The 14,677-nt window shown below is 64.3% G+C and carries 13 protein-coding genes and 1 pseudogene; 8 read left to right on the top strand and 6 right to left on the bottom strand.

Annotation, left to right across the window (positions count from 1 at the left end):
- Nucleotides 1–100: 100 nt before the first annotated feature.
- The 3 genes from ACVILI_RS06325 to ACVILI_RS06335 form a co-directional block, all read right to left on the bottom strand.
- Entirely contained in the window at nucleotides 101–820 is a 720-nt protein-coding gene (locus ACVILI_RS06325) for an MBL fold metallo-hydrolase (RefSeq protein ID WP_019862627.1), read from the bottom strand.
- A 35-nt stretch (nucleotides 821–855) separates the two neighbouring features.
- Nucleotides 856–2,022 carry a diphosphate--fructose-6-phosphate 1-phosphotransferase gene (locus ACVILI_RS06330; protein ID WP_457102357.1) on the bottom strand — a complete coding sequence of 389 codons (1,167 nt, stop codon included), beginning with the start codon at nucleotides 2,020–2,022 and terminating at the stop codon, nucleotides 856–858.
- A 166-nt stretch (nucleotides 2,023–2,188) separates the two neighbouring features.
- Complete coding sequence (locus tag ACVILI_RS06335) at nucleotides 2,189–2,956, bottom strand: L,D-transpeptidase (protein WP_038651450.1); 768 nt, start codon at nucleotides 2,954–2,956, stop codon at nucleotides 2,189–2,191.
- Nucleotides 2,957–3,036: 80 nt separating this feature from the next.
- Between ACVILI_RS06335 and ACVILI_RS06340 the strand changes: the two genes are divergently transcribed.
- A complete protein-coding gene (locus tag ACVILI_RS06340) occupies nucleotides 3,037–3,318 on the top strand; it encodes a hypothetical protein (protein ID WP_240564617.1) in 282 nt (93 codons plus the stop codon).
- A gap of 156 nt (nucleotides 3,319–3,474) precedes the next feature.
- Nucleotides 3,475–4,098 (top strand): LysE family translocator, encoded by a 624-nt coding sequence (locus tag ACVILI_RS06345; protein ID WP_019862631.1) that lies wholly within the window; start codon nucleotides 3,475–3,477, stop codon nucleotides 4,096–4,098.
- Between the two features lie 49 nt (nucleotides 4,099–4,147).
- Here the strand turns inward: ACVILI_RS06345 and ACVILI_RS06350 are convergent.
- Nucleotides 4,148–6,993, bottom strand: a pseudogene (locus ACVILI_RS06350) (autotransporter family protein).
- 227 nt (nucleotides 6,994–7,220) lie between these two features.
- On the opposite strand from ACVILI_RS06350, the gene ACVILI_RS06355 reads away from it, so the two are divergent.
- Entirely contained in the window at nucleotides 7,221–8,543 is a 1,323-nt protein-coding gene (locus ACVILI_RS06355) for a tetratricopeptide repeat protein (protein ID WP_019862632.1), read from the top strand.
- Between the two features lie 81 nt (nucleotides 8,544–8,624).
- Complete coding sequence (xylB, locus tag ACVILI_RS06360; RefSeq protein WP_457102358.1) at nucleotides 8,625–10,079, top strand: xylulokinase; 1,455 nt, start codon at nucleotides 8,625–8,627, stop codon at nucleotides 10,077–10,079.
- 32 nt (nucleotides 10,080–10,111) lie between these two features.
- Here the strand turns inward: xylB and ACVILI_RS06365 are convergent, their stop codons facing one another.
- Nucleotides 10,112–10,474, bottom strand: coding sequence for a nuclear transport factor 2 family protein (locus ACVILI_RS06365; RefSeq protein ID WP_019862634.1), 363 nt, complete (start codon nucleotides 10,472–10,474; stop codon nucleotides 10,112–10,114).
- Between the two features lie 136 nt (nucleotides 10,475–10,610).
- Between ACVILI_RS06365 and xylA the strand changes: the two genes are divergently transcribed.
- The 3 genes from xylA (at nucleotide 10,611) to ACVILI_RS06380 (ending at nucleotide 12,668) form a co-directional block, all read left to right on the top strand.
- Nucleotides 10,611–11,936 carry a xylose isomerase gene (gene xylA, locus ACVILI_RS06370; protein WP_038651459.1) on the top strand — a complete coding sequence of 442 codons (1,326 nt, stop codon included), beginning with the start codon at nucleotides 10,611–10,613 and terminating at the stop codon, nucleotides 11,934–11,936.
- A gap of 89 nt (nucleotides 11,937–12,025) precedes the next feature.
- Nucleotides 12,026–12,238 (top strand): hypothetical protein, encoded by a 213-nt coding sequence (locus ACVILI_RS06375; RefSeq protein WP_223217824.1) that lies wholly within the window; start codon nucleotides 12,026–12,028, stop codon nucleotides 12,236–12,238.
- Nucleotides 12,239–12,464: 226 nt separating this feature from the next.
- Nucleotides 12,465–12,668, top strand: a complete 204-nt coding sequence (locus ACVILI_RS06380; RefSeq protein ID WP_019862638.1) for a hypothetical protein — start codon at nucleotides 12,465–12,467, stop codon at nucleotides 12,666–12,668.
- Between the two features lie 15 nt (nucleotides 12,669–12,683).
- Here the strand turns inward: ACVILI_RS06380 and ACVILI_RS06385 are convergent, their stop codons facing one another.
- On the bottom strand, nucleotides 12,684–13,664 hold the full coding sequence (locus ACVILI_RS06385) for a GlxA family transcriptional regulator (RefSeq protein WP_027047641.1): 981 nt from the start codon (nucleotides 13,662–13,664) through the stop codon (nucleotides 12,684–12,686).
- Nucleotides 13,665–13,743: 79 nt separating this feature from the next.
- Here ACVILI_RS06385 and ACVILI_RS06390 point away from each other — a divergent pair, with 79 nt between their 5' ends.
- Complete coding sequence (locus ACVILI_RS06390; protein WP_032933947.1) at nucleotides 13,744–14,667, top strand: BKACE family enzyme; 924 nt, start codon at nucleotides 13,744–13,746, stop codon at nucleotides 14,665–14,667.
- Nucleotides 14,668–14,677 lie beyond the last annotated feature (10 nt).

Below are 14,677 nucleotides of genomic sequence, written 5' to 3' on the forward strand. Positions count from 1 at the left end.
ACATGGCGGCCGGCCGGATCGACACCGAGGTATCTAGGGTGCCGATCGGCCCGAATTAGGGTTTTCGGCCGACCTTACGAAGATTTAATTCAGGGAGCGCTTACGGATCGTCATGCCGGCGCAGATAGTCGGCCGCAATCTCGCGCATACGCTTGCCGTCGAAGCTCGGCCCGTGGCCGCCATGGCCGATGCGGATCGGCAGGTCGAGCAGGCGCTGCATGGTGCTGGCATAGGCGGCCCGATCGGAATCCGGCAGCGTGTCGATCAGCGTGTCGTCGTAGATGGCATCGCCGCTGAAAAAAAGCCCGTCGGCCTCGTCGAAAAGCGCGATCGAATCCGGCGAATGCCCGGGCAGGTGCAGCACGCGCAATTGCCGGTCGCCGAGATCGACCACGTCGCCCTCGTCAAGCGTCCGCGTCAGCGGCGCCGAGGGGATCTTGTAGTCGGCGGCCTTCCAGCCCGGCGCCGGCAATTTCGACACGGCGCCTTCGAGATCGTGGAACATGTAGGCGTAGGTCGCCGCCTCATCCATGCTTTCGAATTGCGCCGCACTCATCTTCGGCCCGGCCCGCCACGCAAATTCGTGCAGCGAGCCGACATGGTCGAGATGGATGTGGGTGGCGACGACCAGCAGCGGTTTGCCTTGCGGCGTCTCTATCTGCGGCGCCAGCGGGCAGATGCCCATCCCGGTGTCGACCAAAAGGTCGGCGTCGCGGCCGCGCAGATGCCAGATGTTGGCGCGCACATAGTCATGCACGAACGGCTCGGTCAGCATCGTCGTCCTGTCGTCGACGATGCTCTTGCTGAACCACTCCGGCATCACTTGTGAGCCCGGTATCAGGTGGAAGCCTGACATCAAACGAAAGGCTTCCCGACCTTGTACTTTTCCGGCACCAGCCGCTTGAGATAGGCCATGCCGGCCTCCGACAGCTGGTTGACGTCGGGCTTCATGAAATTGTCAGGCATGTGGCGGGTCTTGCCGGCGACGTTCTTCAGCGGCACCTTCTTCAGAACGGTCTTTGCGCCGTCATATTGCAGCGCCACGGAGCCGCCGCCCTGTTCGGCTACGGACACGGCGAAGGCGCCGGCATCGAACGCCTCTTGTGCGTCGACGGCGCTGATGGCGCCGACATAGCCGCGCGGCATGTAGCCGAGCGCGTCGACGCGGGCCCGCTTGCCCGGCAGGCCCTCGGCCAATGCGCGCTCGAGAGCTGCCGGCAGGTCGCTGCCCGACAATTTGACGTTGCCATGCGCGTCGCGCTCGAGCTTCTCCGGCGCTACCAGGCTTTCGACCAGCGCCTTGCCGTCGGCGGTGCTCACCCCTTCCGACACGGCAACGATGCAGCGCTTGTGGCGGTCGAGCGTGGCACGCACATCGTCGATGAAGCCCGCGGCCGAGAATGGCCGTTCCGGCACGTAGACCAAATGCGGGCCGCTGTCGGGATCGAGCTGCCAGGCAGCCGCCGCTGCCGTGAGAAAGCCGGCATGCCGGCCCATCACGATGCCGACATAGATGCCGGGCAAAGCGCGGAAATCGAGATCGACCGAGAGGAAGGCGCCGGCGACGAACTCGGCCGCCGAGATGAATCCCGGCGTATGGTCGTTCTCCTCCAGATCATTGTCGATGGTTTTGGGCGCATGGACGAAAGCGATCGAGCCGCCGGCGGCATCGGTCAGGATCTGCTGCGTGCCCGACGTGTCGTTGCCGCCGATATAGATGAAGGCGTCGGCGCCGGCCTTCTTCAGGCCGTTGAGGATGATATCGCAATAGGCGGCATCCGGCTTGTCGCGTGTCGAGCCGAGGGCCGCGCTTGGCGTTCCGGCGATCAGCCGCAGCCGATCCTCGGGAATGGCCGAAAGGTCGACATAATTGCCGTCACGGATGCCGCGCACGCCATGGATGGAACCCAGCACCTTGGCGCCGGGATGCCGCTTGCGGATCTCCAGCGTGGCGCCGACCACCGTCTGGTTGATGACGGCGGTCGGGCCGCCGCCTTGTGCGATGACAAAAGTTCCGGCCATTCCTGACGTCTCCCGAGCGATGGTTTTCAAGGCACCTTGGCCTGTCTTGCCGCGTCACGCAACGGGAGAGTCTTGAGCATGATCCCGAAAAGTGGAAACGGGTTTTCGGGAAAAGTTCATGCGCGAACAGGAAGATGGAAGCGGCCGCCTGAGCCGCCCAAAACGATCACATGACGACGACCGGGTTTTTCTTCGAAACGCGGCTGTAGAGGTCGATGATGTCCTGGTTGATCAGGCGCACGCAGCCAGACGACATCGCCTGGCCGATGCTCCACCATTCGGGCGAGCCATGGATGCGGTAGCCGGTATCCTTGCCGTCCTGGTAGATGTAGAGCGCGCGCGCGCCGAGCGGGTTGGTGAGGCCGCCTGGCTGGCCGCCCTGCCACTTCACCAGTTCGGGCTTGCGCTGGATCATCTCCGGCGGCGGCGTCCAGGTAGGCCATTCCCTGCCATACTGGATGTTGGCGCGGCCGGACCAGCGGAAGCCGTCCTTGCCGATACCGACGCCATAGCGGATGGCGTCGCCGCCCGGCTGGACGAGATAGAGCATGCGCTCCTTGAGATGGACGACGATGGTGCCGGGCGCCTCGCCGGTCGTGTCGACGACGATCTGGCGGCGGAATTCCGGCTTGACCTTCTGATACGGCACTTCAGGCACGTTGAAACCATTGTCCGTCAAGGCGGCGTACATCAGGTCGGGGCTGGTGATATTCCTGTCGACGCTGATCGCCGGCCGCATCGGCGGCACGGAACCGGTGACCGTATTGTCGAGTTCGAGCGCCGGCATGCCGCCGCCGGACGTCGAGCAGCCGGCCGCGCTGAGCAGCGCCAGCGCGCCTGCCCCGGACAGGATAGCGCGGCGGGAAAGATGATGATCGGTATCGATTGCGTCGCCGTATCGTGGCGGCGTCGGACCTTGCGGCAACTCACGCATATACCCAAACCCTACGCTGTCGGCGGGAAGCACGGTCCGGCCGGATAGCGGGCATTTTCATCATTCATGGTTGATAAAGCGTGAATGCCTTGCGCTGCCTGGATTTGCGCCTGGCCTGGCGGCACCTGACCGTGCCGAATGAACTGGCAACCGGGCGTTCCTGCACAAAAAGACCCAGGCAGGGTCATAATCCCGGCACCGGTCTTTCCTACCCATCGGGCGATCAGCGAGGGGCCTCCATGTGCAAGACGTTAAAAACCGACATCACGCTTTTTGCCGCTGCCATTGTCGCGGCCGCATTGGTTCTCGGTGCCGATGTCAGCCTGGCCGATATCGTGAGCACGCTGAGCGGCGCGAACTGACGCCGACCTGCCTTTGGCGCAATTGATGGCGCGGCAATTCCAAGGAAAGTGCGTGGCGGTCTTCCGCCCGGATTTTCGTAAAAACAAAAATCATGCCTCTTTACATTGCCCCTGGGCTGAGGATTTATCCTTCTCCTTAACCCAAGGGAGACAGACATGTCCTTCGAGAACTGGGCCGCCTTCGCCGCCGCGTCTACCATCCTGCTCATCATTCCGGGGCCAACGATTCTGCTGGTCGTGTCCTATGCGCTGGGCCAGGGCTGGCGCACCGCTTTGCCGATGGCGGTTGGCGTGGCACTCGGCGATTTCACCGCCATGACCTTGTCGATGCTCGGCATTGGCGCGCTGCTCGCCGCTTCGGCGACGGTCTTCACCATCTTGAAGCTGATCGGCGCCGGCTATCTGATCTATCTCGGCGTAAAGCTGTTCCGCGCCGGCGGCGCGCTGAAGGCCGAGCCGCGCACCGACGTGGTGTCTTCGGCCAAGATGATGGCGCATGCCTGGCTGGTCACCGCGCTCAACCCGAAAAGCATCACCTTCTTCGTCGCCTTCCTGCCACAGTTCCTTGACCGGCACGCCGATTTCTGGACGCAGATGCTGATTTTCGAGACGACTTTCCTGGCGCTCGCCTTCGCCAATGCCTTCGGCTATGCGCTGGTCGCGGCCCGCGCCCGAAACGTCGTCCGCAATCCCAAGGCGATCCGCATCTTCAACCGCACCGGCGGCACGCTGCTGGTCGGCGCCGGCATCGCCACGGTGGCGATGCGTTCGGGGAACTAGGCGACCCTTTATTCCACCATCCGAACCGGAACCGGTTTCGGATGGTGGTTCACCACTTCACGCTGATGCCCACATTGCCCTCGAGGATGCGGCGCTTGTCGCCGCCCAGATTGGTCGTGTAGTCGCCGGTGGCGAAGAGGCTGACCTTGTCGGTCACTTTGGCGACCACGCCGCCGCCAAACTCGAAGGAGGTCGACCGGCCCTCGGTCGAGATGTCGGTGGTGTCGAAATTGACATGGCTGGTGCCGCCGAAATCGTGCCAGATGTTGGCTTTGAGGTAGGGTTGCAGCGCCATGCCGTTGATGGTGGTCTCGCCCTGCAGCCGCGCACCCAGCCGGCCGCTGACGCTGTCGTTGGTGTCGAAGGAAACCGACGAGAAGCGGTCGTTGGTGTCGTCGAGCGACAGATGCCGCCAGACCAGTTGCGCCTGCGGTTCGAGCGTCCAGCCCTGCGCCAGCGCGATGGGATAGCCGCCTTCCAGCGAAGCGGTGACGCCTGTTCCGCCGACATCGATGCCGATGTCGCGCGACGATGTCGCGTGGCCGCCGAAGAACGTGGCCATGAGGACGCCGTCAAGGTACCAGCCGCTTTGGCCGATCCGGGTCCAGTAACCGCCGACGCTGGTGCCGGTGACGTTGAGGCTGCCGACGGACAGATCGTTCCATCCCAGCGCCTGGCCGCGCAAATCGCCCTTCATGCTGGCATAGGCGACGAACAGGCCGGCGCGATCGATTCCGCCCGAGGTGGTGTCGCGGCCGAACACGTCGAAACCCGCCTGGAGGCCGAACAGCGTGCCGTCGAAGGAGGGCGACACCGTTCCCGACCAGCCCATCTTGGCGTCCTGGCCATAGATGCGGCCCCAGACCGGCGATAGCTCGGGGTTCGACAGCAGGCTTTGCTCACCCCGCCGTTCGTGGAAGGTGCCGAGCGTCGTCATCGCCAGGTGTTCGGCCACCGGCGGCAAGGCCGAATAGACCGGGACCTCGATGCGGTAGAGCGGGATCACGGCTGCCTGCACCGCGGTCGCTCCGGGTGTCGGCGGCGCCGGCTGGACAGGCGGCGGGCCGGGCAGTGTCGGCACCGGAAGCGCCGGCGCTTCGGTCGGCACCACCGGTGGCGGCGGTGGCGGATCCGCCGGAGGCGCCGGTGGCGGCGGCGGCGGCGGTTCGGGTTGCGGGTCGCTGGCCTGCACGGGCGGTGTCGGGTCGAGCGGCGGATTGTTGATGTCGCCCTCGCTCGGCGGTGGCGTCGGCGGCAGTTCGGATGGCGGCGGGGGTGGCGGCTCGGCCGCCGGCGGCACCGGTTCCACCGGCGGGGAGGGCTCGACCGTCGGCGGCGCCGCGGCCGGCGTCGTCGGTGTTATCAGCGTCGAGCGCAGATACCAGTTCTCCTCGCTGCCGGCGCTGACGCCGCCCTTGAACAAATAGTATTCAAAGGCGCCGGCGGCGACTGGCCCGTCGAGCGCGAAGGTCGAGGCGCCGGAAGTGGCGCCGTTGACTGCCTGGACGAGCATGATGCCGTCCTGAGCGGTCGCGGCACCCGCGCCGCCGGCGTTGACCACGGAAATGCCGGTCGAGCCGGAAGCCGTGCCGCCCGAAAGCACCAGCCTGTCGGACGCGGAAGAATCGTCGCCGAGTTCGGTCTGGACAAGCAGCACGCCGCCGGCGCCGACATAATTGCCCGAAATCGTCAGCCGATCGGTTGCGCCGGTGGTGCCGTTGGTCAGGTCGATGCGCCCGGCATTGGTCACTTCCGCCAACTGGCCTGCCGTGAAGCCTGGATCGTCGCGTTGAAGCCGCCGCCATAGAGCGTGCTCGAAGCATCGACGCTGAGCAAGCCCGTGCCGGTGCCGCTGTCGCCGAGCTTGAGATTGCCGTCGAGCAGCAGCTGTGTGTCGTTGGTGGCGCCGATGCTTTCCCAGTTCTGGACTCTGGCGATCCCCTCCAGCTTGACGTTGTCGAAGGTCAGCGCATCGGTACCGAGGCCGCCATTCAGGGCATCCGTGTCGCCGAGATTGGCGTTGGTGAGGTTGCTGAGCTTGGCGGTATCGTTGTCGGCGCCGAGATCGACGGCGCCATAGATGATGCCGCCGCCATTCCAGACGAAACTGTCGGAGCCAAAGCTCATCAGCACATCGCCGCCGACCGTGCCGCCCGATATCGTCACGCTGTCATTGCCGCCGCTGACGCTGATGTTGCCGCCGATCGTGCCGCCCGAGAGGATGATGGTGTCCTGATCGAAGCCGGTGACGAGGTTGCGGTCGATGGTGCCGCCGGACAGGTTGAAATAGTTCTTGTCGAGCTTCATGTTGACCCGGCCGATGCGGCCGCCGGTCATCACCGCGTTGTCGCCATCGTCGAAGAAATCGACGATGCGTCCGCCCGTCATGGTGAATGTGTCCAGTCCGTCGCCCTGGTTGAGCGATCCGATCTGGCCGCCGCTCATGTTGAAATCGTCGATGCCGGCGCCCTGCTGGACATTGCCGGAGACGGTGCCGCCGCCGATCGTGAAGAAATCCGTGCCGTCGCCCTGGTTGACCGTACCGGTAATGGTGCCGGACTGCATGTCGATGCGATCCGTACCGGCGCCGAAGGTGACGTTGCCGCTCACCTGCCCGGTGCCGCCGGCGGGAAAGGTCAGCGTGTTGTCGCCGCTTGTATCGGTAAGGCCGCCGCCCGAATCGCCGCTATCGCAGGTGAAGGTGGTATTTCCAGCCGACGGAACCAGCACGCAGGCCGCCAGGGCCGCGGAATTCGGCAGCAACACAAGCGTGGTAGTTGCAAGTAAGCTAATAAACCATGGATGGATTTGCCGTGGTTTTCGCCACAACAAAGAAATCGACTCATCAACGTTTTCCGAACGGCTGTTCGGACGCTGTATTTCAAAATGCCGCATCGCGTCCCCTCTCAGATCGCGATTACAAGCCCTTCGCCGCGCCGCAATGAAGCCACAATTCGTTCGATTTTACAAAGCCTAATCTGCATTCCATGGTTGATGAACTGCAAAGGCTGCTGGCATAGACCTTATGCAGTGCACGATTGGCACGTCCGTGGCCCATGATTTAAGATCGCCTTGGCCCGAAGGGTCCGGGGCTTGTTCCAGGTCGATCAGAGGGATGTTGCATGGCAATCAGGGACACATTCGGCCTGACATTTTCGGGCGCCACCGAAGCGGGGTTCACGCCCTACAGCCAGGCCGTGCGTGAACTGCTGTGCTTCATCGGCGATCCCGTCGCTTCCGTCGACAGTGCCATATCGGCGGATCCCGGTTTCGTCATGGCGCATGTCTTCAAGGGCTATCTCTTCGGCCTTGCCACCGAGCGCGACGCGACGGCGGTGGCCAGGGCTTGCCACGAGGCGGCGCTGCCGCTTGCCGCGACGGCGCGCGAAGCGGCGCATGTTCTGGCCCTCGGCCACCTCGCCAACGGGCGCTGGCATGACGCCGCCAGGATCCTCGAGGATATCGCCATCCAGACCCCGCTCGACGCGCTGGCGCTGCAGGTCGGGCACCAGATCGATTTCTTCACCGGCAATGCCCGCATGCTGCGTGATCGCATCGCCCGCGCCTTGCCGTCATGGCAGAGCGGCATGCCGGGCTACCACGCCATCCTCGGCATGCAGGCCTTCGGGCTGGAGGAAATGGGGGACTATACCAGGGCCGAAAAGCTTGGTCGCGCGGCGGTCGAGATCGAGCCGCGCGACGGCTGGGCGCAACATGCGGTCGCCCATGTCATGGAAATGCAAAGCCGGCAAAAGGACGGTATCGCCTGGATGCGCGCCAATCCCGAAGCCTGGACAAAGGAGAGCTTCCTGCAGGTGCACAATTGGTGGCACCTGGCGCTGTTCCACTACGATCTCGGCGAGATCGACCAGGTGCTGGCGCTCTATGACGGACCGATCTATGGCACGCCATCGGCGATGGCGTTGAACATGGTCGATGCGTCGGCAATCCTGTGGCGGCTGCATCTCGGCGGCATCGATGTCGGTGACCGCTGGACGGCGCTCGCCGCCAATTGGCCCAAGGCCGGCGCCGGCGATTATGCCTTCAACGATGCGCATGCGATGATGGCCTTCGTTGGCGCCGGGCTCGACGGACCCGCCCTTGCCTTGCTCGAGGCGCAACGCGAGGCGATGCATGGCGGCGGCGACAACGTCGCTTTCACGCGGGATGTCGGCCATCCACTGACGCTGGCAATCAAGGCGTTCGGCGAGGGCAACTACAGCGAGGCCGTGCACCTGATCCGGCCGATCCGGGCGATCGCCAACCGCTTCGGCGGCAGCCACGCACAGCGCGACGTCATCGACCTGACGCTGATCGAAGCGGCCTTGCGGGCCGGTGACCGCGCGCTCGCCGGGGCGCTCACGGCGGAGCGTTCGATGGCGCGGCCGGATAGCCCGCTGTCTGTGCTGCTTGCGCGACGCGCGGCCGATTTGTCAGAGAATTGACCGCAAGCCGATCTTGCCTTAAAAACTGCTCAGCCAGATTTTTTCGAGATCCGAAAAAAATAATTGGCATGGGAGGATGATATGTATCTCGGCCTCGACCTGGGCACGTCGGGCGTCAAGGCGCTGCTGATCGATGCCGGACAGACCGTCGTCGGCTCCGGCCATGGTTCGCTTGACGTTTCGCGGCCGCATCCCGGCTGGTCCGAACAGGACCCGTCCCACTGGATACGCGCCTGCGAAGACGCGATCGCCGAACTCAAGGCTTCGCACCCCAGGCAGTTCGCGGCGGTGAAAGGCATCGGCCTGTCCGGCCAGATGCACGGCGCGACCTTGCTCGATGCGGCTGATCATGTGCTGCGCCCCTGCATCCTGTGGAACGACACGCGCAGCCATGTCGAGGCAGCAGCGCTCGACGCCGATCCGCGCTTCCGCAAGCTCACCGGCAACATCGTTTTCCCCGGCTTCACCGCGCCCAAGCTCGCCTGGGTGAAGAACAACGAACCCGCCGTCTTCGCCAAAGTGGCCAAGGTGCTGCTGCCGAAGGATTTCCTGCGGCTTTGGCTGACTGGCGAGCACATTTCCGAAATGTCGGACTCAGCGGGCACGTCCTGGCTCGATGTCGGCAAGCGCCGCTGGTCGGCCGAATTGCTGGCGGCAACGTCGCTCGACGAGAAGCAGATGCCGTCCCTGGTCGAAGGCACCGAGAAGGCCGGCGGTTTGCGCAGCGAATTGGCATCGAAATGGGGCGTCGAGGCCGGCATCCCGATTGCCGGTGGCGCCGGCGACAATGCAGCCTCGGCCTGCGGCATGGGCACGGTCGGCGCTGGCCATGCCTTTGTCTCTCTCGGCACGTCGGGCGTGCTGTTTGCCGCCAACGCGTCCTATCTGCCCAACCCGGCAAGTGCCGTCCACACCTTCTGCCATGCGCTGCCCGACACCTGGCACCAGATGGGCGTCATCCTGTCGGCGACCGATTCGCTCAACTGGCTGTCGGAGATCACTGGAAAGGGCGCGGGTGAACTGACCGCTGAACTCGGCGACGCGCTGAAGGCGCCGACCGGTGTATCCTTCCTGCCCTACCTCTCGGCCGAGCGCACGCCACACAATGATTCCGCCATTCGCGGTTCCTTCACCGGGCTGGCGCATGAATCGAGCCGGGCAGTCCTGACGCAGGCGGTGCTCGAAGGCGTCGCCTTCGCCTTCCGCGACAGTCTCGAAGCCCTGAAGACAGCCGGCACCACATTGACGCGGGTGACGGCGATCGGCGGCGGCTCACGCTCGCGCTACTGGCTGAAATCGATCGCCACCGCGCTGCAGGTGCCGGTGGATATTCCCGCCGACGGCGATTTCGGCGCCGCCTTCGGTGCCGCCAGGCTCGGCCTGATCGCGGCGACGGGTGCCGATCCGCTGGCCGTCTGCTCCGCCCCAAGGACGGATGCCACGATCGAACCGGATGCCAAGCTCGGCGGCGCCTACGCCGATGCCTATCATCGCTACCGGGCGCTCTATCCGGCAATCAGGGGTGCCACGGCGTGAACGATTTCTCGCCCACGCCGCGACTTCCGGCCTCACTGCGCCGGGACCTTGTCGAGGAAGCCGGTGATGCTCTTCAGGCGGCCGTTTTCGATGACGCCGATATCGGTGCCTTCGATGACCGAAGGAACGCCTTCAGGCCCGAGGTTCCAGGAGAAGCGGATCTTGTCGGCGAAGCCGTCCGGCGTGCCCTTCAGCGAGAAGCGGAAGCCGGCAAAGCGTTGCTGCACGCCGTCGATCAGCGCCGCGACACCGTCATGGCCGTCGCCCTGCATCAGCGGATCGCGATAGCTGACGTCTTCGGTGAACGTGGCCTTCAGCAATTCGGCGCGACGGCTGGCATCGCTTTCGTTCCAGGCGGTGATGTAGCCCTCGGCGATTTTGTTGAGGTCGGTCATGGTCTGTCTCCTTCGTTGAGTGGCTTTGACGCAACCCTTTTCACCCCACGGCAGTGCGAAACCAATTACGCCTGAGGTAATCAAGGCGAATTACCTGAGGTAATCAGGGCGAACTATTCGAGAGAGGACAGAAATCATGAGCAGCGGATTTTTCGGCGACATTCAGAAGATCAAATATGAGGGGCCGGATTCGACCAATCCGCTGGCCTACCGCTTCTACAATCCTGACGAGGTCGTCGCCGGCAAACGGCTGGAAGACCATCTTCGCTTCGCCGTCGCCTATTGGCACTCCTTTGCCTGGCCGGGTGGCGACCCGTTCGGCGGCCAGACCTTCGATCGCCCCTGGTTCCCCAAGGCCGGCGGCATCGACACGATGGAACTGGCGAAGCTCAAGGCCGATGTTGCGTTCGAGATGTTCTCGCTGCTCGGCGCGCCCTATTTCTGCTTCCACGACGCCGATGTCCGGCCCGAGGGCAAGGACTTTTCAGAAAGTGCCGCCCGCCTCGACGAGATCGCGGACTATTTCGCCGGCAAGATGAAGCAGACCGGGGTCAAGCTGCTCTGGGGCACGGCAAACCTTTTTTCGCATCGCCGCTTCATGTCGGGCGCCGCCACCAACCCCGATCCGGATGTCTTTGCCTATGCGGCGGCGACGGTGAAGAGCTGCATCGACGTCACCAAGCGGCTGAAGGGTGAGAACTATGTGCTGTGGGGCGGGCGCGAAGGCTATGAGACGCTGCTCAACACCGACCTTGCCCGCGAGCAGGAACAGGCCGGCCGCTTCCTCAGCCTCGTCGTCGACTACAAGCACAAGATCGGCTTCAAGGGCACCATCCTGATCGAGCCAAAGCCGCAGGAGCCGACAAAGCATCAGTACGACTATGACGTCGCCACGGTCTATGGCTTCCTCAAGCGCTTCGGCCTGGAGAAGGAAGTAAAACTCAACATCGAGCAGGGCCACGCCATCCTCGCCGGCCATTCCTTCGAGCACGAGCTGGCGCTCGCCAATGCGCTTGGCGTCTTCGGTTCGATCGACATGAACCGCAACGACTACCAGTCGGGCTGGGACACCGACCAGTTCCCCAACAACGTGCCGGAAATGGCGCTGGCCTACTACCAGGTCCTGCAGGCCGGTGGCTTCAAGACCGGCGGCACCAATTTCGACGCCAAGTTGCGTCGCCAGTCGCTCGACCCGCAGGACCTGCTGATCGGCCATATCGGCGGCATGGATTCTTGTGCGCGCGGCCTCAAGGCCGCGGCCCGCATGGTCGAGGACAAGGCGCTGTCGGCGCCGCTGGCCGAGCGCTATGCCGGCTGGAACACGGCAGAGGGCAAGGCAATGCTGTCGGGCAAGCGCACGCTCGAGGACATCGCCGAGCGCGTGGTCAAGAAGAAGATCGAACCGCAGCCGCGCTCCGGCCGTCAGGAATTGCTGGAAAACATCGTCAACCGCTACGTCTGAGGGCGGACGCTGGACAGACAGCTGCCCGATGTGGCCGAAAGCCGCCGTGATCGCCTTTTGCTAATCCGCTCTTCCTAAGGGAGATGACGATGGCAAACGGGCGGATCACGGTGCGCAAGGCGCAGGCGGGCGACGTCGCAGCCTTGACACAGGCGCTGCGGGAAACCTTTGAAGGCACCTGGCTGCCGCACGTCACCCAGGCATCGGCGCGGCGCTATGTCGAGACCGACACGTTCAACGAGCGCACCCGCAATGTCTACAAGGCGGTCGGCTACATCCGAAAAAGACCGCTATCCCGATGATGAATGGGACAGCGGCTTCGCCACCGTGCTGTTCGTGAAACGGCCCGGCTGATCTTCCTGATTCGGGTTTTGGCGCGCGGAACGGCTTTGCGCCGAAGCGCTCATCCGGCGACAAGGTTTTGCCCTTGGCCGCCCCTCAATGACCTCGCTCTTGCCTTCAAACTGCCGTCACGTATCTCGTATAAGAGGGGCCTGTGGCGGGTGAAAAGGAAGGAGGCGAACCGATATGCAGCACGAACGCGAAATCGACGCCCTGCTCTCATCTGGGGAGACCGGATCGATCATCGACCGGCTGATGGCGCTGCCGCGGCCGACCGACGACGTGAAAAACCAATGGGATCGCGCCGTCAGCAACCGTTTTGAAGTCCGGCTGGTGAGACAGATGCGCTCGCAGATCGACGCCGGCAGCGATCGCCAGAACGCTGCTTGATTCCCCTGAACTGAATTAGCCCCGGCGCAACCTGACCGGGGCTTCGCCAAAAGCTCTTGAAAACGCTCTGGAAAATGCCGCGGCGGACGAGAATCCCGTCCGCCCGGCAATATCCGCCATGGCCACGCGCGTGTCGACCACCAGCCGGCGCGCGGCCCCTAGCCGCAGCCTCAGATAATAGGCGCCCGGCGTCTCGCCAATCGACTTGCGGAAGATGCTTTCCAGGGTGCGCGCCGTCACGCCGGCACGCTTGGCTATTGCTTCGATGGTCAGCGGCTGATCGACATGCGCTTCCATCAGCCGGATGGCCTGCGCCAGGCGTGGATCGTAGCCATCGAGCCGACCAAGCGAGACCAGCGGCTGCGCATCCGTCGCCACGCGCGCCTGATCGTAGATGAACGCGCTTGCCACATCGAGCGCCACGGCCATGCCGAGCCGGGTGCGAATCAGGTGCAGCATCAGGTCTAGGGTCGGTGACGCGCCGCCCGTGGTGAACACCGGCCCATCGATGATGTATCGATCGGGGCGCACGTCGACGCCGGGAAAGGCCGACGAAAAATCTTCCATGTCTTCCCAATGGGTGGTGGCGCTGCGCCCTTCCAGCAAGCCGGCGCGCGCCACCAGCCAGGTGCCCGCCTCGACGCCGCCGCAGGCGCGGGCCGAACGCGCCGCGCGGCGCAGCCCGGCGAGCAAGGCAGACGTGGCATAGTTCTGCGTGCCGAAGCCCGCGACCACGACCAGGACATCGGTTGGTTCCGTCGCATCGAATCGGCCGCTGACAGCCACGGGCAGGCCGCATGTCGTGACCGGCGCCTCCCCGGTTACCGAAACCAGCTTGAAGTCGAACAGGGTTTCGCCGGCGATGCGGTTGGCGGCGCGCAGCGGATCGACGGCGCACGCCACGCACATGATGGATGCCCCGGAAAACACCAGCAACGTCACCTTGAGCGGCGACTGCTCGGCGCGAAAGATTGTCGCTTTTTCGTTTTTTGGCATGCAGCCTTCGTAAAGCGCAAAACAGTCGCCTGCAAGTCGCGCAATGCTGTGCTTCTGTTTCGATTGGGAGGAGAATTCCATGCCGCTTGCGATGAACCGTGAGGTCTTCATTACCTGTGCCGTGACCGGATCCGGCGGTTCGCAGGATCGCTCTCCGCATGTGCCGCGTTCGCCCAAGCAGATCGCCGATTCGGCCATCGACGCGGCCAAGGCCGGTGCGGCAATCGTCCACTGCCATGTCCGCGACCCCGAGACCGGCAAACCCAGGCGCGATGTGCATCTCTACCGCGAAGTGACCGAGCGCATCCGCGACGCGAATGTCGACGTGGTGCTCAACCTCACCGCCGGCATGGGCGGCGACATGGTGTTCGGCTCGCCGGAAGCGCCGCTTCCGCTCAACGAAAAGGGCACCGACATGGGCGGCGCCACCAACCGCATGGAACATGTGCGCCAGTGCCTGCCGGAAATCTGCACGCTCGACTGCGGTACCATGAACTTCGCCGAAGCCGACTATGTCATGACCAATACGCCCGGCATGCTGCGCGCCATGGGCGGCATGATGACGGCGCTCGGCGTCAAGCCGGAGATCGAGGCTTTCGACACCGGCCACCTCTGGTTCGCCAAGCAACTGGTCGAGGAAAAGGTGCTTAACCCCGATGCGTTGGTGCAGCTCTGCATGGGCGTGCCGTGGGGCGCGCCCGACGATCTCAACACCTTCATGGCAATGGTCAACAATGTGCCGTCGACCTGGAATTGGTCGGCCTTCGCCATCGGCCGTAACCAGATGGCCTATGCCGCCGCGGCCGTGCTCGCCGGCGGCAACGTCCGCGTCGGTCTGGAAGACAATCTCTGGCTCGACAAGGGCGTGCTGGCCACCAACGCGCAGCTGGTCGAGCGCGCCGCCAGCATCGTCACCAATCTCGGCGCCCGGATCTTGGGGCCGGAGGAAGTGCGCAAGAAGCTCAACCTGACCAAGCGGGCGCCGATCGCAGCCGCGGCGTAAAACGGGGTCT

This window comes from Mesorhizobium sp. USDA 4775 (assembly GCF_054062655.1).

What these genes read in the sequence shown, in the direction of transcription:
- ACVILI_RS06325 (WP_019862627.1), bottom strand. Translation starts at nt 820, where the DNA reads ATGCCGGAGTGGTTCAGCAAGAGCATCGTCGACGACAGGACGACGATG.
- ACVILI_RS06330 (WP_457102357.1), bottom strand. Translation starts at nt 2,022, where the DNA reads ATGGCCGGAACTTTTGTCATCGCACAAGGCGGCGGCCCGACCGCCGTC.
- ACVILI_RS06335 (WP_038651450.1), bottom strand. Translation starts at nt 2,956, where the DNA reads ATGCGTGAGTTGCCGCAAGGTCCGACGCCGCCACGATACGGCGACGCA.
- ACVILI_RS06345 (WP_019862631.1), top strand. Translation starts at nt 3,475, where the DNA reads ATGTCCTTCGAGAACTGGGCCGCCTTCGCCGCCGCGTCTACCATCCTG.
- ACVILI_RS06355 (WP_019862632.1), top strand. Translation starts at nt 7,221, where the DNA reads ATGGCAATCAGGGACACATTCGGCCTGACATTTTCGGGCGCCACCGAA.
- xylB (WP_457102358.1), top strand. Translation starts at nt 8,625, where the DNA reads ATGTATCTCGGCCTCGACCTGGGCACGTCGGGCGTCAAGGCGCTGCTG.
- ACVILI_RS06365 (WP_019862634.1), bottom strand. Translation starts at nt 10,474, where the DNA reads ATGACCGACCTCAACAAAATCGCCGAGGGCTACATCACCGCCTGGAAC.
- xylA (WP_038651459.1), top strand. Translation starts at nt 10,611, where the DNA reads ATGAGCAGCGGATTTTTCGGCGACATTCAGAAGATCAAATATGAGGGG.
- ACVILI_RS06375 (WP_223217824.1), top strand. Translation starts at nt 12,026, where the DNA reads ATGGCAAACGGGCGGATCACGGTGCGCAAGGCGCAGGCGGGCGACGTC.
- ACVILI_RS06380 (WP_019862638.1), top strand. Translation starts at nt 12,465, where the DNA reads ATGCAGCACGAACGCGAAATCGACGCCCTGCTCTCATCTGGGGAGACC.
- ACVILI_RS06385 (WP_027047641.1), bottom strand. Translation starts at nt 13,664, where the DNA reads ATGCCAAAAAACGAAAAAGCGACAATCTTTCGCGCCGAGCAGTCGCCG.
- ACVILI_RS06390 (WP_032933947.1), top strand. Translation starts at nt 13,744, where the DNA reads ATGCCGCTTGCGATGAACCGTGAGGTCTTCATTACCTGTGCCGTGACC.